Origin of the sequence: Paenibacillus sp. HJGM_3 (assembly GCF_045062745.1) — a bacterium.
Taxonomy (GTDB): domain Bacteria; phylum Bacillota; class Bacilli; order Paenibacillales; family NBRC-103111; genus Paenibacillus_AA.
Window position 1 is genome coordinate 1 of the sequence record NZ_JBJGED010000048.1, and the last position, 23,144, is coordinate 23,144.

17 protein-coding genes are annotated in these 23,144 nt (G+C 58.6%); 3 read left to right on the forward strand and 14 right to left on the reverse strand.

The window, feature by feature from the left end:
- Window positions 1-945: 945 nt before the first annotated feature.
- From ACI5FR_RS32605 to ACI5FR_RS32655, 11 genes are all read right to left on the reverse strand, one after another.
- Window positions 946-2,598 carry an extracellular solute-binding protein gene (locus ACI5FR_RS32605; protein ID WP_405462389.1) on the reverse strand — a complete coding sequence of 551 codons (1,653 nt, stop codon included), beginning with the start codon at window positions 2,596-2,598 and terminating at the stop codon, window positions 946-948.
- A gap of 171 nt (window positions 2,599-2,769) precedes the next feature.
- Entirely contained in the window at window positions 2,770-3,690 is a 921-nt protein-coding gene (locus tag ACI5FR_RS32610) for a carbohydrate ABC transporter permease (protein WP_405462391.1), read from the reverse strand.
- A gap of 24 nt (window positions 3,691-3,714) precedes the next feature.
- Window positions 3,715-4,680: an ABC transporter permease gene (locus ACI5FR_RS32615; RefSeq protein WP_405462393.1), complete on the reverse strand. Its 966-nt coding sequence runs from the start codon at window positions 4,678-4,680 to the stop codon at window positions 3,715-3,717.
- A 115-nt stretch (window positions 4,681-4,795) separates the two neighbouring features.
- Window positions 4,796-6,217: a DUF455 family protein gene (locus tag ACI5FR_RS32620; RefSeq protein ID WP_405462394.1), complete on the reverse strand. Its 1,422-nt coding sequence runs from the start codon at window positions 6,215-6,217 to the stop codon at window positions 4,796-4,798.
- Between the two features lie 24 nt (window positions 6,218-6,241).
- Window positions 6,242-7,666 carry a Sapep family Mn(2+)-dependent dipeptidase gene (locus ACI5FR_RS32625; protein ID WP_405462397.1) on the reverse strand — a complete coding sequence of 475 codons (1,425 nt, stop codon included), beginning with the start codon at window positions 7,664-7,666 and terminating at the stop codon, window positions 6,242-6,244.
- Between the two features lie 21 nt (window positions 7,667-7,687).
- Window positions 7,688-8,842 (reverse strand): trans-sulfuration enzyme family protein, encoded by a 1,155-nt coding sequence (locus ACI5FR_RS32630; RefSeq protein WP_405462399.1) that lies wholly within the window; start codon window positions 8,840-8,842, stop codon window positions 7,688-7,690.
- Window positions 8,843-8,874: 32 nt separating this feature from the next.
- Entirely contained in the window at window positions 8,875-11,070 is a 2,196-nt protein-coding gene (locus ACI5FR_RS32635) for a hypothetical protein (RefSeq protein WP_405462401.1), read from the reverse strand.
- Between the two features lie 15 nt (window positions 11,071-11,085).
- Window positions 11,086-12,609 (reverse strand): glycoside hydrolase family protein, encoded by a 1,524-nt coding sequence (locus tag ACI5FR_RS32640; protein WP_405462403.1) that lies wholly within the window; start codon window positions 12,607-12,609, stop codon window positions 11,086-11,088.
- On the reverse strand, window positions 12,606-14,408 hold the full coding sequence (locus ACI5FR_RS32645; protein ID WP_405462405.1) for an ABC transporter ATP-binding protein: 1,803 nt from the start codon (window positions 14,406-14,408) through the stop codon (window positions 12,606-12,608). The genes ACI5FR_RS32640 and ACI5FR_RS32645 overlap by 4 nt, the downstream gene beginning before the upstream one ends.
- Window positions 14,401-16,275, reverse strand: coding sequence for an ABC transporter ATP-binding protein (locus ACI5FR_RS32650; protein WP_405462406.1), 1,875 nt, complete (start codon window positions 16,273-16,275; stop codon window positions 14,401-14,403). The genes ACI5FR_RS32645 and ACI5FR_RS32650 overlap by 8 nt, the downstream gene beginning before the upstream one ends.
- Window positions 16,276-16,644: 369 nt before the next feature.
- Window positions 16,645-16,782 carry an alpha-L-rhamnosidase C-terminal domain-containing protein gene (locus ACI5FR_RS32655; protein WP_405462408.1) on the reverse strand — a complete coding sequence of 46 codons (138 nt, stop codon included), beginning with the start codon at window positions 16,780-16,782 and terminating at the stop codon, window positions 16,645-16,647.
- Between the two features lie 354 nt (window positions 16,783-17,136).
- Here ACI5FR_RS32655 and ACI5FR_RS32660 point away from each other — a divergent pair, with 354 nt between their 5' ends.
- Both ACI5FR_RS32660 and ACI5FR_RS32665 read left to right on the forward strand, forming a co-directional pair.
- The gene (locus ACI5FR_RS32660) at window positions 17,137-17,544 is read left to right on the forward strand and encodes an RNA-guided endonuclease InsQ/TnpB family protein (RefSeq protein ID WP_405462410.1); all 408 of its coding nucleotides are present in this window, start codon (window positions 17,137-17,139) and stop codon (window positions 17,542-17,544) included.
- Window positions 17,545-17,562: 18 nt separating this feature from the next.
- Window positions 17,563-18,225, forward strand: a complete 663-nt coding sequence (locus ACI5FR_RS32665) for an RNA-guided endonuclease InsQ/TnpB family protein (protein ID WP_405462460.1) — start codon at window positions 17,563-17,565, stop codon at window positions 18,223-18,225.
- Window positions 18,226-18,329: 104 nt separating this feature from the next.
- On the opposite strand, the gene ACI5FR_RS32670 is transcribed toward ACI5FR_RS32665, so the two are convergent.
- From ACI5FR_RS32670 to ACI5FR_RS32680, 3 genes are all read right to left on the reverse strand, one after another.
- Window positions 18,330-19,973 (reverse strand): response regulator transcription factor, encoded by a 1,644-nt coding sequence (locus ACI5FR_RS32670; RefSeq protein WP_405462415.1) that lies wholly within the window; start codon window positions 19,971-19,973, stop codon window positions 18,330-18,332.
- Complete coding sequence (locus ACI5FR_RS32675; RefSeq protein ID WP_405462418.1) at window positions 19,973-21,757, reverse strand: sensor histidine kinase; 1,785 nt, start codon at window positions 21,755-21,757, stop codon at window positions 19,973-19,975. The genes ACI5FR_RS32670 and ACI5FR_RS32675 overlap by 1 nt, the downstream gene beginning before the upstream one ends.
- Before the next feature lie 88 nt (window positions 21,758-21,845).
- Complete coding sequence (locus tag ACI5FR_RS32680) at window positions 21,846-22,598, reverse strand: creatininase family protein (protein ID WP_405462420.1); 753 nt, start codon at window positions 22,596-22,598, stop codon at window positions 21,846-21,848.
- A 157-nt stretch (window positions 22,599-22,755) separates the two neighbouring features.
- Between ACI5FR_RS32680 and ACI5FR_RS32685 the strand changes: the two genes are divergently transcribed.
- Entirely contained in the window at window positions 22,756-23,142 is a 387-nt protein-coding gene (locus ACI5FR_RS32685; protein ID WP_405462422.1) for a hypothetical protein, read from the forward strand.
- The last annotated feature ends 2 nt before the right edge of the window (window positions 23,143-23,144 follow it).

Sequence of the window (23,144 nt, forward strand, 5' to 3'; positions counted from 1 at the left end):
CCCCATCGCTCCATGGTTTGGTTAGGAATTATTAACCAATATTATGGAGTTTGAAAAGGGAACCTAAGTAGTAACGGCCGGGTTTATTATTAACGAAAGATAGCCTTACAAACTGGTGAAAATCGCCAAAAAGTCGCGAAAATAGTAAGGATACCCGTCTAATTTGTAAGCTTTGGCTTACAACGGTTCGAAGTCCGAGTCGGCAAACATTTTCGAGGCAGATGCGCCCCCGGTAAACATACGGAACCATCCGTGGGGGACGTCTGGGCAGAGGCCACCTGTTTACGTGTCCTCTTGTTAGGCGAAGTTTACTTATTGTATGTCTAAATTTACAATTTTGGCGCGACGCTACCGCAACACCGTCCGTTAGTAAGGCAAAGTTATGTTAATAGGAAGGCCGGGTTTATTATTAACGAAAGGTAGCCTTACAAACTGGCGAAAATCGCCAAAAAGTCGCATAAATAGTAAGGATACCCGTCTAATTTGTAAACTTCGGCTTACAACGGTCCGAAGTCCGAGTCGGCGCAATTTTAGGGGCAAAGGTACCATGGTAAACATACGAAACCATCCCCCTGGGCGGCGACGTCTGGGCAGAAGCGACTTGCTTACGTATCCTCTTGTTAGGCGAAGTTTACAAATAAGCATAGTCGCCTAACACGTTATTGGTCGTTTTGGCCAGTGTGAGCCGTTTAGTAAAGCTGCTTTGCCTTAATAGTACAGCCGGGTTAATTATTAACGAAAATTTTGTTTGCAATTTACTCGGAGTGTCGGATTCTACGCGGAAATGGTATGGTTTGGTTTGTAAATTTCTCTTTACGAAGTCGAGTCAAGACTATGGCTTGCAGACCGGCAGCTACAGAAGGGCAGCAGTTATAAAAAAATCGCCCAGCAAGCTGCCGCGTCGGCAACTGCTGGGCGATCTTCGTCTCCCGCTCTATTCTTATCCTACTTCTTCATCGCTTTCAAGGCATCGGTGATTTCCTTGTCGTACTCGCGACCGCCGGCCTTCTCCCAGCCGGAGATCATCTCGGCATACGCCTTGTCGAATTCAGGTGCGATGATCGCCTTCGACACGCCTTCGTACAGCGATTTCTCGATCGCTGCCACGCTCTTTTGCGCGACTGGGCGGGGAGCGTCGATCAACACCTCCGGCTTGCCGAATTTCTGGAACACTTCGTACATCTTAAGCGTCGAGTTCGCATACTCTTCCTTCTTCTCCGGCGTCGGGAAATCCGGGCTGTTCGCGACGAGCTTCAGCAGCTGCTCCTTCGTATACGGCGGTACCCCTTGCTGGATGAGCGCCAAGTCTCCGGCACTGGACACCCACAGCGTTTTCTTGCTCGCCTCGGGATCCATACCGATACGCAAGCCGCCGTCGTCCTTCCAGTGGACGCCCTCAATGCCGCTTTGCACAGTAGCCAAGTTTTTCGGCTTCACCATCCAGTCGAGATACTTCACGACCGCTTCCGGATTTTTGCTCGATTTCGGCACCGCGATGAACATCCCATAGTCGGCTGCGATCGGTTGACGCTGCGTCCCGTCCGGCCGCTTGAGCGGATCCAGGGTGACCCATTCGGCCGTAGGCACCGATTTGCGCGTGTCTATGTTCAACTGCACCGCGGAAGTGTTGGAATCCGTGAAGCCTGCAACCCCGCTGTTGATTTGCTGGATATATTGCTGCGAGTTGATGTCGGTGACGAACTCCTTGGAGATCAACCCTTCCTTGTACAGCTTATTCATCCAACCCAGGAAATTCTTGCCTTCCGGCGTGGCGATCCCGGAGGTGAAGACGCCGTCCTTGTAGTTGCCGTTCGGAGCGTAGAACTGGTTGCCCGGACCGTCGTTGTTCACGCCGAAGCCGAACATCGGGCCGAAGAAGAAGCCCTTGGCGCCCTGATTGATCGCCGGCATCGCGAATGGGACGACCTTGTCTTTGCCTACCCCGCCCGGGTCCTTCTCCTTGAACGCCTTCAACACTTGATACAGCTCTTCGGTCGTTGTCGGCAGCTTCATGCCGAGCTTGTCGACCCAATCCTTGCGGATTTTCATATGAGCGCCGGCATAGGTGTTCGCCCGGATCGCCGGAATCGCATACCGTTTGCCTTTGTACATCCCGGCCTGGTCAAGCGCCTTCTTGTTGTTCTTGATGAGATCCGGATACTTGGCGAGGTACGAGTCGAGCTCCCACAGCCCGCCCTGCTCGGCGAACTTGAAGATCGTGTCGATCGAATACGTGATGATGACGTCAGGCGCTTCGCCGGAAGCCATCCACACGTTCAGCTTCTCCGACTCCTGCGCTCTCGGCAGGGAGACGAACTCGACGTCGAGGCCGATCTTCTTCGTCTCGTCGATGACCCACTTGATCAGATCGTTGTTGCCCAGGTTCTGCCCTTCCGGCGCATTGGCCCGATCCCACAGCGTGACGCGGATCTTGACCGGCTTCTCCGGTTCTTTGCTCGCCGACGGCGACGTGCTGGTACCCGGTGAAGATGTGGCGGTGCTGTTGTTGTCTGTTTTGGAGCAAGCTGCCAAAATACCCGATAGCGTGAGCGCCACCGCCAAGCTTCCGACTACCCCTTTTCTCAACCCATAGACCATACCGCGTTTCCTCCCCAACATGATTTCAGAATCGATCTCTCTCTCCTCCGATGGGCTCGCACCCATCCCAATCCGGGAAATTATGGTGATGAAGCGTTTTCATTGTTAATATAATCGCTTACATGCGTGGATTCCATTCGGTATTCTTGTCAATTTATTAGGTTTTTTGCTCTACCCTTTAACAGAACCGAGAAACGAGCCTTTGACGAAATATTTTTGCAGGAACGGGTACACGATCAGAATCGGCACGGTCGCGAACACGATCGTCGCCGCCTTCAGCGACTCGGCAATAACGTGGAGATTGTTCTGCGTCTGCTGCGTCTCCAAGGATGTATCCATCTGCGAGAGCAGCAAAATGTTGCGCAGCTTCACCTGCAGCGTGTATAAGGTGGAATCGTCGATCAGCAGCACCGCGTTGAAATAGCTGTTCCAGTGGTTTACTGCGTAAAACAAGCTGATCGTCGCCATCACGGCGCCGGACAAAGGCAGGATCACTTGAATCAAGTACCGCAAATTGCCGCACCCGTCCATGACGGCTGCTTCTCGAAGCTCTTCCGGGATGTTCTGGAAAAAGGTTTTCATAATAATGACATTAAAGGAGCTGATCAAACCCGGAATGATGAGCGCCCACAGGGAGTTCAGCAAACCGATCGATTTGATGACCAAATACCAAGGTATCAGCCCGCCGCCAAACACCATCGTTACGATCATATAGTTCATAAAATACTTACGGCCCTTCAAATCTCTGCGCGACAACGGGTAAGCGGTCGTAATCGTAAACAGCATGTTCAATGCGGTTCCCACTACCGTAACATAGACGGTAATCCAGAGCGAGCGGATAATGTTCGCATCGGTCAAGACGGACCGCATCGCGTCGAACTGCCAATCGACCGGCCACAGCACGACCTTCCCCGTCTGGATCGCGTGGTTGCTGCTGAAGGCGTTCGCCAGCGTGTTGAGGAACGGGAAGATGCAGATGAACGTGAACAGGATGAGCAAGGTGTAGTTCACGATATTGAAGCTGACGTCCCAGCCGGTATACCGGCCGAAGGGCTTACGCTTGATGCGTTGTTGCTGCACGTTGGTTGCCATTGATGACGCTCCTTTCTCCGATTATTACCAGAGCCCCTCGTTCCCGAGACGCTTCGCAAAATAGTTCGCACCGAGTACGAGCACCAGATTGATCACGGACTGCGACATTCCGATCGCTGTCGTCAGGCCGAACAGGCCTTGCTTAATCCCGGCGGAATAGACGTAGGTGCTGATGACGTCGGAGATGTTCATGACGACTGGATTCTGGAGCGCGAACGGATGCTCGACGCCGATGGAGACCATGTGGCCGATGTTCAGAATCAGAAGGATGACGACCGTAGGCATAATGCCCGGAATCGTAATGTGGATGATTTTGCGCCACCGCCCGGCGCCGTCCATAACCGCGGCTTCGTACAAGGACGGATCGATCGTCGTCATCGCCGCCAAGTAAATGATCGTACCCCACCCTGCTCCCGCCCACACGCCGGACAACGTATAGACGATAACCCACCAAACTTCCTCGATCATGAAGTAAATCTCTTCCATCCCGAAAAAGCGCATCGTCGCGTTCACGATCCCGTATTTCGGCGACAGCAGGTTGTAGATGATGCCGCCCATGATAATCCAGGACATGAAGTGCGGCAAGTACAGGAGCGACTGGGTGATTCGTTTGAAATATTTGGCCCGCACTTCGTTCAGCAGCAGCGCCAGGATGATCGGGGCCGGGAAGCCGACGATCAGTCCCAGCACATTGAGAAGCAGTGTATTGCGGACGACCTTGTAAAAGTCGGGAACCTGCAGCATATCCCGGAAGTGCTGCAGCCCGACCCAATCGGAAGCGAACACGCCTTTGAAAATGTTGTAGTCTTTGAACGCCACGATGAGGCCGAACATCGGAATGTAGCAAAAAATGAAGAAGAAGAGAATCCCGGGGATGAGCAAAATGTACAAATCGTAGTTTTTGAACAGTTCCTTCGTAAACGCGCTTCGCTTCTTTGGTTCAGCCGCGACCGTTACGCCCGGCGATAGATTGTGCGAACGTGCCTCCATACCCTCGCTCCTCTCTCTCGTTTACGCTTCGTGGTGTAAGCGCTTTCTGATTCTAAGTATACCGCGCCGGATCGGCTTATAAAATGTAATGAATTTTACATTTTATTAGTTTTCTTTACTTGCGGGCGGCGATCGTCTTCGTCCCGTTCGCCTGCGTCCAGCGCTCCATGTGCCGGCGGATCGACTCCAGCGTCTCCCGCTCCTCGGCGGGCATCGTCCGGATGAAAGTACGGCCCTGCTCCTCGCGCAGGCGGGTGCCCTTCTCCTTCACATAAAGGACGAACTCCTCCTGCGTCCGGTCGTCGCCGTAGTGGCGCATGAGCTTCTCCACCCACTTGTGGCCGAAGCTCACATGCAGCGTCTCGTCGGCGAGATCGAAGCGCAGCATCTCGACGGCCAGGTCTTCGCCCCCAACCTCGCGGGCGAGCCGCTCCAGATAGTCCGGCTTCACCTGGAAGCTGCCCGGCTCATACCAGCACGTCACGGCGGCATACCGCTCGTATGGCGCCATCTGAATGGAGCTCATGTACGTGGCCACCCACACCTCGAACTGCTCGGGCTTCAGACCGAGCGCCTGCATGAGCCGGAAGCCGAACTCGGAGTGCCGGGCTTCGTCCCATGTATGGCGGGCGACGTCATAGTAGAACTCCCAGGGCATGCCCTTCACCTCGTATAGGATCGGCGAGATGTATTCGGCGGCGTCCAGCTCGTTGTAGAGCCAGACGGCCAAAGCGGCCCGCTCCACGCTAGGGTCGCCCTTCAGGTTGTGCGACCACAAGTACCCTTCGATCGGATGCTCGTAGGAGTAATGCGAGCCGAGCGTCCGGTGCATCACGTCCGGCGAGCGGTACTCGCGGCCCGCGAACCGCCGCAAGGCGTTAACGGCCGCCTCGTCCGCGTCGCCGTAGAGGCCGTCCGCCGCTTCCAGCAGTGTGGCGATGTGGCGGGCCCACGCTTCACTGCTGCCGCCGGCGCCCGCGGCGGTAGTGGAATAGACGCGCTGCAGGAACGCGCTGCCCTCCCCAATCTGCATGGTGAGCGTGTCGATCACGTCGTCCAGGATATGCACGGTCGGCCGGTCGGGCAGCTCGTTCGTCCGGTCGCGGTACGTCGCATAGGCGTCCCGGAGAGCCGGCAGCAGCACCGTGTACAGCGCCGTCCCGAACGGAGCTTCGTCGTCCGCGAATAGCGCCTCCTCCAGCACGGCGGCGAGTTGGGGCTCGAGCGCCGCGTCCGGCTTGCCGCCCGGCATCTCGCCGAGTCGGCGACGCAAGTGATCCACATGCGTCGTCCACTCCCAGAGATGGCGGGCGGCCATGTACTTGGCCTCGGCGTGGCGGAGCCGGGCGATCCAGGCCCCGGCCGTGCCGATCAGGTGGCGTTCGAACGCCACCGGGCGGCGCAGGCTGGCGGCCTGCGGGATGCGGCGCAGCTCCTTTCGGCCGAGCGGCTTCTGCGGCTGCGGGCTCGGCTGCGATTGTTGCGGATGCTGCGATTGTTGTGGATGCCGCGGTTTCGGTTCATGCGACTCGTTCATGGTCGATCCCTCCCCGATTCATCATTAATCCTTCATCAATTCGTACATCGCCTGCAAGCAAATCTCTCCATGGCGCATCATGTCGTCGAGGCGGACGAACTCGTCGGCCTGGTGCACGTTCGTGTTCACGCCGCCCGGCAATCCCGCCCCGAAGGCGACGCCGCGACCCTGCAGCTTGCGCGCGTACGTACCGGCGCCCATACGCAGCAGGGTCGCCGGCTCGCCGGTGACGGCCTCGTAGGCGCGGCTGAGCCGGGCGATGACCGGATGGTCCTCCGGGACGTGAACCGGCAGCAGATGCCGGGTTCTCTCCGCTCGGAGGCCGTAGCCGGCCGCCTGCCGGGCGATGGAGGCGAAGATGCCGTCGCCGTCGTGGCTCACCGGATATCGGACGTTGCACAGCGCTTCGGCGCGGTTGCTGCCATCGGCCGTGATCGTGCGCAGGAAGACGATCAGCCCGCCCGACACCTCGTCGCGGCATGCGATGCCGAGAGAGGCGCCATCGGTCTCCGCGCCAATCCGCTCGTGCAGGAACGCGAGCAACCGGTCGATACCGGTGGCATAGGCCAGTCCCCGCAGGAAAGCGACCATGTTGGCGACCGCATTCCGGGAGCCGGTGGGGCTGCCTTCAACCGGTTCGTTTCCGGCCGTGAGCATAAGCGCTCCCTCCGGGCCGGACAGGCTCACCGCACCGAGGTTGGCGTGAGCCTCAACTTCCCGCTGCAGCCGTTCGGCCTGCTCCGCGTCGAGATGCTCCAGCGAGACGATCGCCGTGCATGTCTCCGGCACCAACGTTCTCGTGTTGCCGCCCTGAAGGGTGATGACCGGGAGTCGACTGGGCCCACACGACGACCAAGTATCGGCCGGGGCCTGCTCCTCCACGAGCAGCACGTTCATATTGCCCATCTCCACGTTGAAGATCGGATAGCCGGCATCCGGGACGAAGGCGAGACTCGGCAACGGCTCTCGCTCGAAATAGTAGTCGAGGTCGTTCATGCCGCTCTCCTCGTTCGTGCCGAAGATGAGCCTCAGCCGACGACGGCCCGTGATCCCTAGTTCCTTCAACGTCAGCAGCGCGTAGAGTGCGACGACGGCCGGGCCTTTGTTGTCCGACGCCCCACGGCCGATAATGCGTCCGTCCTCCAGCACGCCACCGAAGGGCGGGTACGTCCAGCCGTCTCCCTCGTGCACCGTATCCAGGTGGACGAGCACGGCGACCAGCTCCTCGCCGGTGCCGTATTCGGCGTGGCCGGCATAGCCGTCCACATCCTTCACTTCGAAGCCCAACGATGCCGCCAGAGCCAGCATATGCTGGAGCGCCCGATCCACGCCCGCACCGAAGGGCCGGCCCGGCTCGGGCGGCTCCTGGACGCTGCGAATGCGCACCAGCTCGGAGATTCCGGCGGCGATCGCATCGCGGTGCTTGTGAATGTGCGGTCCGATCAACATACTACGTACGCGTCGCCTCCTTTACATTTCGTTCAGCGCGCGGTCCAGATCGCCGATGATCGTATCCGCATGCTCGAGGCCGACCGAAATGCGCAGCAGGCCGATCGGAATGCCCGATTCCCGGGACGTCTCTTCATTGACCCACAAGCCGGGGGAATTGATCAAACTTTCGAACCCTCCCCAGCTCGGCCCCTCCTCGAAAAACCGCAAGCTTTTCATCATCGACTGAATCTGCTGCCGGTCCCCCTTCGGAATGAAGCTGAGCAGGCCCGAATAGCCGGACATCAGCTTGCGGCCCAGCTCGTATTGCGGGTGGCTAGGCAGCCCCGGGTAATGGACGGCGGCGACGCGCGGATGCGCTTCCAGGAAGGCCGCCACCTGCATCGCGTTCGCCTCATGCTGCTTCATGCGGACCGGCAGCGTCCGCAGGCTACGGATGAGCAGCCATGCCTGATGCGGGTCCATCACGGCGCCGAACAGGCTGCGCTCGTTGTTCATAATCGAATCTAGCACATCCCGGTTGCCTACGATGACACCGCCCAGAATGTCGCTGTGCCCGCCCAAATATTTGGATGCGGAATGCACGACAAGATCGATGCCGTGCTTCAGCGGATTTTGGAACAGGGGCGTCGCCCACGTGTTGTCCACGATGGTCGCGATTCCGTAGGACTTAGCCAAAGCCGCGATGGTCCCGAGATCCTGCAGCGTGAAGACGTTGGAGAGCGGGCTCTCCAAATAAATAAGCGTTGTACTCGGCCGGATCGCCTGCTCGATCTCTTCGACGCTGTCCCCGGCAACCAACGTGACTTCGACGCCGAATTTCTCCATGTAAGAGGAGAGGAACGCTTTGGTCGGCACATATACGGCGCGGGGACAGATGACGTGGCAATCTTTCTTCAAATAGTGCGTGATCGCCGCGCTGATCGCGGCCATGCCGGAGGAGAAGCAGCGCGCCGCCTCTCCTTCCTCGAGCGCGGCGATCTTCCGCTCGGCGATCTCGATCGTCGGGTTCGTCACCCGGGTATACGAATAACCGTGATTGATCGTCTTCCGGGTGAACAGCGAATTCTGGAAGATCGGAGGGACGATTGCCCCCATGTACCGGTCGTACTCGTCGCCCAGGTGGGCGCAGATGTCCTCCTTGCTCATGCGTATATCCCGCGTGTCCTCGCTCATGGGAACCCTCCTTCCTATTACATTCGACCCGCTTAGCGCGGGAGCGACTTCGCACCGTCCCATGCTCTCCACTTGTGATCGACAATCCGCCACTGCTGCGTCTCGAATTGATACGAGCTCAGCTTCGGCGTCTCGAACAGCACCTCCCCGTCGAATTCGAGACGGAACCCGTTCAAAAATCCGTATTGGAGCTCGGCCGAATCCTCGATGACGTAAGCGAAGTCCGCATCGGTCGTTACGCGGCCGTACTCGACCTTGCTGTCTACCCATGTGTAGCGGGGATAAGCTGCAGGGTCAAGCAAGCCATGCTCCAGGTCCAGCTTGTAAGCCAGATGGATCGCGGAGCTTCCGCGATACGTGAGCGAGATCATGTCGGCGCGGTCCGATAGCCGCTCCACCGCAACGCGGCCGGTCACCTCGGGCGCCGGGACCGATCGGCGGTGAGGCGTCAGGACGGTGACGTAGGCGCGCATCTCCCCCTGCCGCAGCGACGCCGATTCGGTCTCGTACAGCATGACCGCTTCGCCGTAAGCACGCTTGATCGGCTCCCGGCCGATCAAGCGGCCGCTGCCGGGGAACTCGATGGCGAGCGCCCATTCGCTGCGGTTCAGGTACGGATTTTGGTCTCCGGGGCCGCGGTGGACGTGCCGGACGAACGTGTCGAAGCTGCGCTCCCCAAGCTCCTCGGCCGACCCGGTGTGCCACAGATTGGCCGTCGTCACCGTCAGGTCCGCATCCGCCTTCGTCCAGTCGACGATAATGAAGACGCCATCTTCCTTGATATAAGTGATGTTACGATCCCACGTTGTCTTCGTCGCCATATCGTACATGCGCGTCCGGCTGTACTCCAGGCGTGCGAACGTCTGCATGTGGATTTTCTCGGTGATCGCCTGCTTGTAGTGGCCCTGGTCGTGCAGGAAGTCGTAGACGCTGCTGCCGTCCGGGATCGCGCCTGTTCGGAACACGAGCCGATTGTGGTAAATGTCGTTGCGGTATTTGCCGTTCGGCAGCTGCTCGCGATACCCACCGTCATGGAGCAGGATGTTCCCGTCCTTCACGAGGCAGCTGACCGCATTCTCGTCGCTGTGGCCGTGGTGCGCCTTCTCCGCCTTGACGGAGATCGTATTGCGCAAGTAATGGCGGGGCGTGAACGCGTACTGGCCTTCATCTCGGTAGCTCAGCAACATGTAGGCGTCCTCTTCGTTCCAGCCGTCGCGGAAAATGATTTTTTTGCCGACCACGTCCTCCAGCAGCTCCTCGGTGCCCCAGTCCGGCCGGACCGGCTGCACCTCGTCGTTCGCCCACATGTACGCATATGTCAAGTAGGCCGCCAGACCGATCGAGACCGTATCGCCGGTTAGCGCCATCCCGTGCTCGAACACCTTCTGCGCGGCATACTTCATATGCCCGTCGCGATAGACGGCTGCACCCTTCTCCAGGCAGGCCGCCCACAAGTACCAGTTCGAACCGTAATGGGAATCGCCGTAATCGGGAACGAATCCTTGCGGCGTCACGATGCGCAGCAGATAGTCGTAATAATACTTCGTCTGCGGCAGCCGGAAGTACGTCAATTCCTGGCCGGAGTAGAGCGCATACTCTTGACAAGCCACGAGCCACAGGATGAGGTAGAGCTGCGCGTCCTCAATCGACCATTTGCCGATCGACTCCTCGGCCAGATAACGCCGCATTTTGTCCCAAGTCCGCGTCTCCTCCGTATCGCCCAGCGCCTCGATCGCAAGGGACAGCGTCCACACCCGCAGCATGGACCGGTTATGCGCCCCCCATTCCGGGTAGTGGAACAAGGAGTCTACGCTGCACCGGATCGACTGCTCGATACGGGCCCTCTCTTCCGGCGTCACGACGCCGCTGTCCTTGATGTGCAAGTACCCGTACAGGAAATGTGGCGCCTGGAACATCGCTTCCACGACCGGCACGCCCTTGGCATATTCCGGGTGGCGGCGCCGATGCTCCTCCGGCACGATCGACGTATACGTATCCGCTTCCAGCAGCAGCCGTTTGGCGTGCTCCGCATAATCCAGGTTGCCGGTGATGCTGTACATGAAGCCCTCCAGCTGCACCTGAACGGGAATAATGCCCGGGGCCGTGTACATGCCAAGGAATTGATCCGGCTTGTACGCTTGCTTCCAGTTGCTCATATGCTCGCCGAACGTCTCCCGGCCGTTCGCCACCGCTTTCTCGATATAGGCCAAATAGGCAGCTCTGCTCATGTGTAGTTCCCCTCCCTATACGTCATTCATCGCCCGGCCGCGGACCGGCAGGATCGCCATTTCCGCCCAGAGCACCGTAAACTCGTCTGCCGGCAGCAGATCGATGGCGTTATACCCGTCGCGTACGGCTCCAGCCGGGACCTCGAAGGCATAAACCGGTCCTTCCGGAATCGGTTTGGGCAGAGTGATCCGACCGATGAAATCGCAATCGGCTCCGTTCAGCAGCAACCGCAAGCCTGTAGGTTCGAGCGTGTCGTCCATGCCGACACCGAGCCGCACTTCGGCATACTCGCTATCGGCGGGCATCGGCCCGATGTGGATGCGAAGCGCGGCATGAGCGCCTGCGGCGCAAGCGATAGGCAGCGCATAGGCGGCTCGCTCACCCGCCGCCCACGTATCGGCATACGTGACGACATGGCGTCGCGGCTTGCCGGCGAGCGTCTCCGGATGGCCGACTTCGCGAATGAGCTGCGGGTAGTCGTGGATGTCCTCGATCGTCGTATCGGAATCCATGTAATTGAACAGATAAATCCCGTCGGCGCCTCTCGCTAACAGCGATGTCGCCGCTCCCCGCACCGTCTCGAGCGAATTCGTCTGCCGGAGCGCCGAAGCGGGATACGCCCGGATCAGCACTTCCAGGCCTGCCGCCAGCCGGACGCCCGTCCCTTCCAGCAGCCGCTTCCACAGCTCAATCGGCATATCCGTCTCGATCGTCGCCCAGAATGGAGTTACGACGATCGTGTCGACCAAGCCTCGTCGCGCCCATTGGACCGCATCCATGCCAAGATGGAGCGCGGTCTGAGGGCGGGACGGGACCCGGGCCGACAGGGAGATGCGGTGTCCGCGCTTCGTCTCCCATTTGTCCAGCAGCGCCCGGACGTCGGCCGTGAAGGCGGTGAGGATAGCGGCACCCTCCTCCTCGTATCCCGGCTTGAAATGGTAGCCGAAACGCATCCAGTCGAGCTCCAGGCCGTCGGCATCATATCGCTCCATCATCTCCTGGATAAGCGCGAACGCATACTCTCTCACTTCCTGCTGCCCGTAATCGAGCGCCTTATCCGTCCAGCTCGTGAACTTGTAGGGCACCCGCCGCAGCTCCGGCTTGTCACGCCAGAAGCTGCTGTGCATCGGGTGCCGCTCTTCGTCAACACTGTGCACATCGTTCATGCGCATCGACAGCCGTGCCTTCATGCCGTTCACCCGGCAGCGGGCAATCCACCGCTCATAGATGTCGATGCCGTCGCGATGCAGCTGCCATGCCGTATGAATCCACTCGCGTGTCGTCTTCCGGGCCGCTGGCGTCACGTCCGCCAGGAACGGCTGCTCATCGCCGCCTTCCGGATCGTAGCCGTGCCACCACGGCTCCCACACCCGGCTCGCGTACGATGTGCGCATGGCATTGACGTTCAGGATGAGCTCATCGACCTGCGTTCCGGCGTACTGATCCGCCCAGGTGTCCACCTCGCGAATGCCCAGCGCTTTATTCCGGCGGTTCACGAAAAAGTGGTTGCAGTCCTCATTCAGCATCAGCCCGCTCATGCGTGATTCCCCCTGACTTGTGCTTCGATAAGCGCATGATACGCGCCTCGTTGCTTCAGCAGCTCCTCGTGCGTGCCCTGCTCCCGGATGACGCCGTGATCGAGCACGACGATCCGGTCCGCGCTGCGGATCGTGCTGAGCCGGTGAGCGATAATGAACGAATTGCGTCCGGCGAGCAGCGTCTTGAGCGCTTCCTGGATTTTCACTTCCGTCTCCGTATCGATGCTCGCCGTCGCCTCATCGAGGATGAGGATGCGCGGATTGGCCAGAAGCGCCCGGGCGAACGAGAGCAGCTGGCGCTGGCCCATCGACAGCATCGAGCCCCGCTCCTCGACCTCGGTATGGTAGCCGAGCGGCAGCTTCGTGATGAAGTCGTGCGCGTGCACCGCGCGGGCCGCCGCCTCGACCTCCTGATCCGTCGCCTCCAGCCGGCCGAAGCGGATGTTGTCCAGGATCGTACCGGAGAAGATGAACGTGTCCTGCATGACGATGCCGATCTGCGAGCGCAAGCTATGGAGCGTGACGTCGCGGATATCGTGCCCATCGATGAGCACCCGCCCTTCGACGGGATCGTAAAACCGGCACAGCAGGTTGACGATCGTGCTCTTGCCTGAGCCGGTATGGCCCACTAGTGCGATCGACTGCCCTTCCCGCACCTCCAGACTGACGCCGCGCAAAGCGGGACGGCCTTCCTCGTATTCGAACTCGATCCGATCGAGCCGGATATTCCCTAGGATCGGGGGAAGCGCCGGCGCGTTCGGCTTCTCTTGCACGACCGGCTGTTCGTCCATGAACTCGAAGATGCGCTCCGACGACGCCATCGCTACGAGCAGCTGTTGGTACATCGCTCCGAGCCGGTTGATCGGCTCCCAGAAGTTGCCGATATAGCTCGCGAACGCGACGAGCAGGCCGATCGTAATTTCATTCGACTCCACGAGCCGCGACCCGTACCAGAAAAGAATGAACGTGCCTACCGCCGCCGTCATCTCGATCACCGGGCCGAAGCTCATATTCAGGGAGATCGCCTTGTCCCACGACTTGCGGTTGCTTTCGATCATGTCGCCGAAGAAGCCGATGTTGTTCGACTCTTGGCCGAACGCTTGCGTCACCCGGATCCCTTGGATGCTCTCATTAAGATGGGCGTTGATGCGCGACTGGCGGGTGCGCACATCCTGCCAGGCGATGCGGATTCGCGTGCGCAGCGCCTGCGAGACGACGAACATTAGCGGGACGGTGACGATAATGGCAAGCGCCAGCTTGAAGTTCAACACGAGCAGAATGGCGACGATGCCGATCAGCTGCACGCAGTCGATCATCAGGTTGACGGCGCCGTTCGTAAACAGGTCTTGTAGGGAATGCACGTCGTTCGTCACCCGGACGAGCACCGAGCCAGCCGGCCGTTTGTCGAAGAAGCGGAACGACAGCTGCTGGAGGTGGCGGAACAGATCGAATCGCAGATCGTGGATGATTTTCTGACCGATCACGCTCGTGTACCGGGTGCGGTAGCTGTTCGCCGCCCACTGGATCACATACAGGACGAACATCGTCGCTACATAGATCGCAAGCAGACTCCCGTTGCCGTCCAAGAGCGCCCGGTCGATCGCCAGGCTGATCAGGAACGGGATTGCCAGCTTCGTCAGCGCTCCGACGACCATCATGATGATGATGACGGGCAGCAGCTGACTGCTGTAGGGTTTCAAGTACCCGGCGAGGCGGCGCAGCTGCGCCCAGTTGAACGACTTCTCCATCTGCTCGTCGTCTTCATAGACGAACCGATGTCCTTGTGCCGGCTTACTCATACACCACCAGCCTCCTCTCGTCGGCACCCGGCTTTCGGGCTCCGTCGAAGTCTCCCGAGCCGTACGACGCCTGCATGGTTCCTCCATCCGGTATGCTTCCGTCTTTCACGATTCCAGCTGCCCCGATCCCCGTATCCTGGCTTGCCTCGTGCTGGATCCGGTACGTCTGTGCGTACCGGCCTCCCGCCGCGAGCAGACCGTTATGGCTGCCCCGCTCCACAATACGGCCTTCTTCCAATACGATGATCTCATCGGCATGCTGCAGCGAGGAGATCCGGTGGGCGATGATGAAAACGGTGCTGCCTTGGAGCGAGCGAATACCCTGCTGGATGCGCAGTTCCGTCTCCATATCGACCGCACTCGTCGCATCGTCGAGCACGAGCAGCTTCGGCCGCTTGATGAGCGCCCGGGCGATCGCGATCCGCTGCTTCTGCCCGCCGGACAAGCCGAGGCCCCGCTCGCCGACTACCGTGTCGTAGCCCTCCGGCAGCTCCATGATGAAGTCATGAGCCTGGGCCAGCCTGGCCGCCTCCTCGATCTGCTCTTGGCTCGCTTCGAGCAGGCCGTACGCGATGTTGTTGCGGATCGTCGAAGAGAACAGGAACGTCTCCTGGAAGACGAACGCCATCCCGCTCCGCAAGTCCTCGAGGCGCACGTCGCGGATATCGCGGCCGTCGAGCGAGATCCTGCCCTCGCTTACGTTGTACGCACGCATGAGCAGTTGAATCAGCGTCGACTTGCCGGAGCCGGTACCGCCCAGGATGCCGATCACCGCTCCCGGTCGTGCGTCAATGTCGATCTGCGTTAGCGCCGGCGCCTTCTCCCCGTAAGCGAACGAGACGTTGTCGAAGACGACATGGTGTCCGCCCGAGGCGGAATTCGGGAGCGGCCCCGCATCGGGTGCGTCCTTGATCTGCACGAAATGCTGGAGCACCTCGACGACCCGCTCCGCCGACGCTTTCGTCTGCGCATATACATTGATATGGTAGCCGACATGCCACAACGGGCCGATGATGTAGCCGACCAGGCTGAAGAAAGCGACCAGATCGCCTAGCGACAGCTGGTCCCGCAGGACGAGGTAGCCGCCCGCGCCCATTAGAATAACTAAGCTCAGATTGACCGTCCATTCCATCGCCGGAATGTAATTGGAGAGAATCGTGGCGGTCGAGATGTTGATCTCTTTGTAGCCTTCACTGTGCTTGCCGAACTTCGCCACCTCGTAGGGCTCCCGGGAGAACGACTTCACCGTCCGCACGCCGGAGATGTTCTCCTGCGCCGCGCTCGTCAGCTGGCTGATCGACTGGCGAATGGAGCGCAGCGCGGGCTGGACGCGTGTCTGGAACTTGACGGCGAGGACGACGAGCAGCGGCATCGTGACGAGCACGATCAGCGTCAGCTTCCACGAGATCGTCATCATGACCGCGGCTCCGAACAGGATGCTCGCGCAGAAGTTGAACATGTGCGGCAGCTCGTAGCCGAAGAAATGCCGGACCGCCTCCAGGTCGCCCGTTAACCGCGACATCAGGTCGCCCGTCTTCGCCTTGTCGTAGTAGGAGAAAGAAAGCGCCTGCAATTTCCGGTACGCCGCGTTCCGCAGGTTGTAGGCGATCCGATTCCCCGCCCTCCCGCCGAAGTGCCCGTAGGCAAACGTGAACGCCGCCTTGACCGCGGTAACCGAGATCACGAGCAAAGCCAGCATCGGCACTTGGTCGAATTGCCGCTGCATGATGACGTCGTCGATCAAGTAGCGGAGCAGATTGGGGTACACGAGGCCTAGCGCCGTGCTCAGCAGCAGGCAGGCGATGGTCAGCACGATCAGCTTTCTTTCCTTGCGGTAATGCTCCTTCAGCGCCCTGAACACATTCATCGATGGTTTCCCTCCAAAGCCCAATGGTCGGTTATCGCCTTGGCGTGCTTGGTTTGATTTCAGTGTTCATTGTAAGGGCTGGCGGAGGCGTAATATATGGGAACTCCTTGCTCTTTTATTAGGTTTCTTGACATCGGGAGGAGGGCTCGTTCGCGCTTGTAAGGGCGAATCCCGATCTTTTTTGTTTAGTTTGCCTTACAATTTGTAAACATCAGTTCACTCCCGTTTCGTCCATCACTATCACCATCACCATCACGCTCACACCCGCACGACATCCACGTCCCAGCCGGCGGTCCGCACCGGGTCGAACTCCGCCTCGATCCCGACCGGCAGCGAGACGCGCATCGTCCGCTTCTCCTCCTCCCGGGATCAGGCGACGGCGATCCGGCCATACGGTGTCGGGATCGAGCCCTCGGCCCAGAGCAGCTCCGTCTCCGGCGGGCTGATCCGGACGCGCACCCAGCCGTCCGCCAGCTTGCGGACGCCGAGCAGCTGATCGCCGAGCACGAATGCCGGCGCCGCGGACCAGGCGTGCGCGTGGCTGCGCGGGAAGACGGCGAACGTCTCCCACGTAGTGGTCGCTCCGTACCGGATCTTCCACGGTCAAGGATCGGTACAGCCTGCTCTTGCTCCAACGTCGGACAGCCTCCTATCTTTCTCCTCCTTCCTACTACTGTACACGACGAGTGAAGGGGTTCTAATGAGACAGATTTGAGCTTTTATAAGAACAGGCCGTAAAAACCATACCTTTAGGCGTTAGGATGTAAGGACTTCGGATGGGGGCGGCTAAGCCACATCAAGTATCGGAAAAAACAAACATTTGTTCCCCTCCTGTGTTATACTAGATACAGGAGGGGAGCCATGTTACGAACATATAAATTTCGATTGTATCCTACAACAGAGCAGCAAGAAAAGATCGGTTTTACACTGGAACGCTGCCGTTTGCTATACAATCGTTTGTTGGAGGAACGTATCCTCGCCTACAAAACGGAAGGTAAAAAACTGTCATATGGCCAGCAAGCGAACACGTTTAGCGAACGCAAACAGCATATCCCTACCTTGAAAGAAGTCCATTCCCAAGTATTGCAAGACGTCGCCAGACGCCTCGACAAGACGTACCAAGCCTTCTTCCGACGTGTCAAGAACGGAGAAAAGGCGGGATTCCCACGCTATAAGTCGATTAGCCGCTACGATTCATTTACCTATCCGCAAAGCGGATTTACTTTTGAGGGATCACGTCTTCAACTATCCAAGATCGGAGAGGTATGAATCAAGCTGCATCGGCAGCTGCAGGGGACAATCAAAACCTGCACGATCACGGTAAAAAACGGCCGTTATTACGCTTGCCTGTCGTGCGAAGTCGAAGCGCAGCCGCTTCCCAAAACAAACCGTCATGCGGGTGTGGATCTTGGCGTCAGGCAATTGGCAGCAACCTCGGACGGACAAGTTTTTGCAGCGCCGAAGTATCTACGAAACTGCGAGGCGAAACTCAAACGGCAACAAAAGAATGTATCCAGGAAACAGCGCGGCTCAAACCGCAGATGCAAAGCAGTTATGGTGCTGGCGCGGCAGCATGAGCACGTAGCCAATCAGCGCAAGGATTACGCGCACAAAATAAGCAGAAGGCTAGTCAACATGTACGACCTCATCGCCTTCGAAGATCTGAACGTGCAAGGGATGGCGAGAAATCATCATCTTGCCAAAAGCATTGCGGATGCGGGATGGAATGCACTCATACAATTTGTGACGTACAAGGCTGAGAGCGCCGGTCGTCAGGTTGTGCGGGTTGATCCGCGCCATACATCGCAGCATTGCTCCGTATGCAACAAAATCGTGAAGAAGACGCTTGCCGAACGAGTACATCACTGCCCGCATTGCAGCACAACATTAGACCGGGACGTGAATGCGGCGATCAACATCCTGAGACGCGCGAAGCAGCAAGTCTCGTAACCGAACCAATAATCGTCAGGCTCGGGCGGAGCCTTCGCGGAGGGATGAGGTTACGAGTCCCAATGATTCGAGAAGCCCACAGCTTTAGCCGTGTGGAGTCGTCACTAGGTTTCTTTACTTCGGTTCTTGAATTCCTTCGGCGACTGCCCTTCGATCCGCTTGAACACTTGGTAAAAATAGGCGTATTCCTTATATCCGACCCGTTCGCCGACTTCGTTCACTTTGTTCTTCGGATCCATAAGCAGCTGCTTCGCCGCTTCGATTCTCGCCTTGGACACGAGGTCCACGAAGTTGATGCCGGTCTCGGTCCGGAGCAGCCGGCTCAAGTAGCTGGGGCTCAAGCCGAAATGGTCGGCGATCGACGTCAGATTGATGTTCTCGGCAAAATGATTGTTGATGTAGTCGACGACCTTTTTCACAATCAGGCTGTATTCCTTGTCCTCGCCCTGGAGCTTCTTCTTGATATGCCCGATAAAGGCGGCGAGGTAGGCCGACGCTTCCCGCATACTGGACAAGCGGTACACTTCCTCGAGCATTTGATCGACGCTCTTGCCGAGACCGAACTCATCCCCGGTCACCCGGAAATAATAGCGCGCCGCCGCGAGGCATACTTCGGACAGCAGCCCCTTCACTACGAGAATGTTCCCGTCGCTGTATACCGAGATCTGGTTCAGGAACCGCTCCATATGGGCGATCATGTCTTCGCCCGACTTGTGCTCCAGCATCTGGTTGAATTGCTCGAGATCTTGAATGATCGAGAATTTGACCGTTTCCTTCGCCTGGGCGCCCTGCTCCGGGAAGAGCACGCTCTCATCGGCGCGGAAAAAGCTCGTGTCCATGAGCTGCGACGCTTCCCGGTACGCTTCCGGCAGCTCGCGCAGCGACCGGTAGACGGAGCTCACGGCCACACAGCAGGCGACCTGCTCATGGAGAGCGGCGGCGTCGATGAACTCTTTGCAGAAGCTCTGCAGCTTCATGCGCATCTCCCGGGGCGGCAGCACCTTGGGGAACAGGCAGACGAATACGAGATCGTCGTGGCGCAGCGACTCGATTAGCTCGAGGTCCCGCTTGGCGGTCAGCCGATGCGCCCGCTCCGACAGACGGAGCCGGAGCTGCGGCATTAGCTTCGTCTGCGTCAGGCCGGCGGCGCCCTTCGGCTGCTCCTTCGCCCGCACGAGCAGCAGCGCGAAGCGGCTGAACAATATTTCTACACGGTGCCCCGACTCCTGCGTCTCCGACTCCATCGACGTTCCGAGAATCATGTCGCCGATTAGCTTGCTGCGCAGTGACGGAATCACGCTCGAATGCTGCCGCTCAAGCTCGACGAACGCGCTCGCGATCCGGGCCGCATTTTCCTGCTCCGTCCGTTTGCTGTCCAGCTCCGCTACGGCACTGCGGATTACTTGGCTCAGCTCGTCATTATTGACCGGCTTCACGATGAAATCGAAGACGCCTAGACGTACAGCCCGCTTCGCATACTCGAAGTCCTGGTATCCCGTAATCAAAATCGTCTTCGCCTGCGGCAGCGTTTCGATCATCACCTGCGCCAGATCGAGCCCGCTCAGTCCGGGCATCTTAATATCCGTCACGAGAATGTCGGGCTTCAGCTCGAGCAAGAGCCGCTTGCCTTCCAAGCCGTCTTCGGCCTGCCCCACCACCTCGCAGCCCAGCGCCTCCCAGTCCATCGTCTTCACGATCGCTTGGCGGATAAGCGGCTTGTCGTCGATCACCATCACTTTGTACTTCACTAGGAGGCCTCCTCGGTCAAAATCGGCAGACGAATCCGGATGGACGTGCCGTGATGCAGCTCGCTCGTGATGCTGAGTCCGTAGCGGTCGCCGTACAAGATTTGAATCCGTTTATGCACGCTGATGATGCCTACGTTCGTATGCTTGTCCTTCCTCTTCAGCTGCGAGCCCTCCGACGGGCTGAGCAATTGGCTCTTCGTCTCCTCGTCGATGCCGACGCCGTTGTCGGACACTTCGAGGTACAGATCTTCGTCCTTCACCCAACAGCCGATGCTGACGATCCCTTTGCCCGGCTTCTCCTCGATGCCATGCTTGATGGAGTTTTCCACCAGCGGCTGCAGGATGAATTTGGGCACTTGCAGCGACATCAGGCTGGGCTCGACATGTACATTCACTTCGATTTTGTCTCCATAAATGATTTTATGGATCGCCAGGTAGCTCGTAATGTAGTCGACCTCGTCCTGCAGCGGGATGATGTCGCCCTTTTTGCCGATACTCTCGCGGAGCAGCTTGCCGAGCAAGTAGATCATGTCGCTCACTTGCTTGTCGCCGCTCAGCTTGGCGAGACTATGAATCGACTCCAGCGTGTTGTAGAGGAAATGGGGATTGATTTGCGCCTGAAGCGCTTTATATTCGAACTGAAGCGTGCGGTATTCCGCCTTTTGCTTGAGCAGCTTCTCCTCGTATACCGTGTGGATCAGCTCGCCGATCTTCTCCGCCATGGAGTTGAACTTCTCCGCGAGCAGTCCCACCTCGTCCCGGCTCCGGGCGACGATCCGCTTGTGGGTGAAGTCCACGGAGAAGTTCGTCATGCTCTGCAGCAGCATCCGCACGTTTTCCGTAATGTTTTTGGAGATGATGACCGCCAGGATGAACGCGATGAGCAGAGCGACCGCTATCGTGCTGACCGTCCAGAGCTTGATCGCCTCCGTGCCCCGCTTCAATTCGTTCACCGCGATGATCTGGATGATTTTCCACTTGTCGTACGGGGTGGTAATGATCGTGGAGATGTAGGCCTCCCCTCCGTACTGGAACCCCTGATTCGTCTGCTGCGTCTCATACATGCGGTGCTCGACGAAATACCGCGAAGGGGCGGATTCCAATTTGTTAAGCAAGAGCGGGGTGAGCTCCTCGTTCAGAATGACGATGTTGCCTTGGGTCAGCTCGTCCACATTCGAGTAGATCGCGTTGATCAGACTGCTGTCCACCCCTACGATAATGATGCCTACGTAACGGTTGGAAGCGATATCATAAATGGCTTTTTCCATGAAAATCACATTGCTGCTCCCCGGCACCCACGAAGCCCGTCCCCGCTTCTCCTGGATCAGGTCGATGTTCGCGTCGGCGAGATCCTTGTTGTAATTCTGAGTGGCGCTGCGTTCGAGTCCGAACCGCTTGCCGGTGCTGTCGATCACCATAACCGACATATAGTAGTCCCTCGAGAACAACAGCTCGTTCATAAATTCGCTGATCGTGCGATCTTTCGTGAATAAGTCTGTTGCAGAGCTATTGTTGGAAATGCTAAGGGCGGCGCTGAGCGAGGAATTGCGGAACTGCTGGAAGACGTGGTCTTCGATGTCCTTCGTCCGCTTCTCGAGATTGATCCCGATCTGTTCGATGAGGTATTCGGAGAAATTAGCCGTATTGCGTTTGATCGCGTTCATGGACACGTAATAATTGACCGTGCTGATCATGAAGATCGTCAGGAGCACGATCACGGTAAAAGAAAGCAGGAACTTCGTGCGGAGCTTCAAATCGTAAAACCGGGTCATCAGCGTTGCCATTTCCCCACCCCCTTGCTCGCGCTCGTAATCTACGTATTCCACCTTCGGGCAGGAATCCCTGCTGCGCCGGTTGCTGCTCGAGCTTACGCTACTCGGTTGCGTGCTTCGCCTTCACCTGCTGCCGGAACACCTCCAGCTTCTCCAAATAATTCAGCGCGATGTCCACCTGCAGGTCCATCAGCAGTCGTCCCTTCTCGGCGGTCGCCGCCTCCGGGAAGCCCCAATAGCCGTCCTCCGTCAGCTCGGACGTATCGAAGTAGTCCATATAGTCTTGCGGCACCGTCGTCGGCGCGCGCTGCGGGCGGATGTCCCGTACCAGCTCGGGCGCATGGGACAGCATGAGCGACGTCTCGAATTCCCCGGCGTGAATGTCGTGCTGCGTATGCTGGAGGATCGTGGGCGTCCTCGGGTCGGGTATCCCCGGGGTGAAGATCAGGACCACCTTCATGTCGGTCCCCTGCGCCTCGAAGTCTTTGTTCAGCTGGCGGATGGCGGGCTTCAAGCTCCAATTGCCGCCATGGAAGTTGACGACGACGAGCTGCCGGTACCCGGCATAGCGGAGCGACTCGGCGATATCCCGGACGAATAAGGCTAAAGTAGTAGACCGGATGTAGACGGTTCCGTGCGAGTCCCGGTGCTCGATCGAGGAAGAGATCGGGAGGGCCGGCAGCAAGTAGGCATTGAGCTTGTCCGCCAGCCGCCGGGCTAACTCCTGCGCGAAAATCGTATCCGTCCCGACCGGCAGGTGGCTGCCGTGCTGCTCCAGCGCACCGATGGGCAGTACCGCCGTACGACAGCCGGCCTGTTCGAAATCACGCCGCGTATTGTACATCGTAAGCATAAGGACCCGCCTCCTAGGAATAACTTCGTGTTATTCTCATTATACAGATTGAAGCGGGTCGGAAGGGCGGTAATTAATTGTTATAATTTTCTGACTTTTTACACAGCATTAACAATCGTGTGGTATGATTCAACTATTACAAGCAGGAGGGATGTCCATGCCAATTATGATTTTCGCGTTCATCGTTTTCATCATCATCGTCGTTAGTGTAGTTTCCAAGATGTCTCAAGCCGACAACGGCGGCCCCCGGAGGAATACCCGGAATCGGGGCCGGGCGGACGACGGATATTCCGGCTTCCACTCGCCGACTATGACGCCTTATCCGCATAACGGGGGGAGAGATGTCGGCCAGGATCTCAATTGCCGGGACGGCAACGGTGACCGGGGCGGCTGGAGCAATGACGGAGACGGCGGACGCTCGGGCAGCGACAACGGGGGCTACAACAGTGGGGGCAGCGATGGCGGGGGCTGGAGCGGCGGAGGAGACAGTGGCGGAAGCGGCGGCGGTGGAGATGGCGGCGGCGGCGGTGGCGGAGGGGATTAGTC

Bases quoted from the DNA above. Each gene is read 5' to 3' on its own strand.
- ACI5FR_RS32640 (WP_405462403.1), bottom strand. From the start codon at position 12,609: ATGAGCGGGCTGATGCTGAATGAGGACTGCAACCACTTTTTCGTGAAC.
- ACI5FR_RS32615 (WP_405462393.1), bottom strand. From the start codon at position 4,680: ATGGAGGCACGTTCGCACAATCTATCGCCGGGCGTAACGGTCGCGGCT.
- ACI5FR_RS32610 (WP_405462391.1), bottom strand. From the start codon at position 3,690: ATGGCAACCAACGTGCAGCAACAACGCATCAAGCGTAAGCCCTTCGGC.
- ACI5FR_RS32660 (WP_405462410.1), top strand. From the start codon at position 17,137: ATGTTACGAACATATAAATTTCGATTGTATCCTACAACAGAGCAGCAA.
- ACI5FR_RS32650 (WP_405462406.1), bottom strand. From the start codon at position 16,275: ATGAATGTGTTCAGGGCGCTGAAGGAGCATTACCGCAAGGAAAGAAAG.
- ACI5FR_RS32675 (WP_405462418.1), bottom strand. From the start codon at position 21,757: ATGGCAACGCTGATGACCCGGTTTTACGATTTGAAGCTCCGCACGAAG.
- ACI5FR_RS32645 (WP_405462405.1), bottom strand. From the start codon at position 14,408: ATGAGTAAGCCGGCACAAGGACATCGGTTCGTCTATGAAGACGACGAG.
- ACI5FR_RS32625 (WP_405462397.1), bottom strand. From the start codon at position 7,666: ATGTTGATCGGACCGCACATTCACAAGCACCGCGATGCGATCGCCGCC.
- ACI5FR_RS32630 (WP_405462399.1), bottom strand. From the start codon at position 8,842: ATGAGCGAGGACACGCGGGATATACGCATGAGCAAGGAGGACATCTGC.
- ACI5FR_RS32635 (WP_405462401.1), bottom strand. From the start codon at position 11,070: ATGAGCAGAGCTGCCTATTTGGCCTATATCGAGAAAGCGGTGGCGAAC.
- ACI5FR_RS32620 (WP_405462394.1), bottom strand. From the start codon at position 6,217: ATGAACGAGTCGCATGAACCGAAACCGCGGCATCCACAACAATCGCAG.
- ACI5FR_RS32605 (WP_405462389.1), bottom strand. From the start codon at position 2,598: ATGGTCTATGGGTTGAGAAAAGGGGTAGTCGGAAGCTTGGCGGTGGCG.
- ACI5FR_RS32685 (WP_405462422.1), top strand. From the start codon at position 22,756: ATGCCAATTATGATTTTCGCGTTCATCGTTTTCATCATCATCGTCGTT.
- ACI5FR_RS32680 (WP_405462420.1), bottom strand. From the start codon at position 22,598: ATGCTTACGATGTACAATACGCGGCGTGATTTCGAACAGGCCGGCTGT.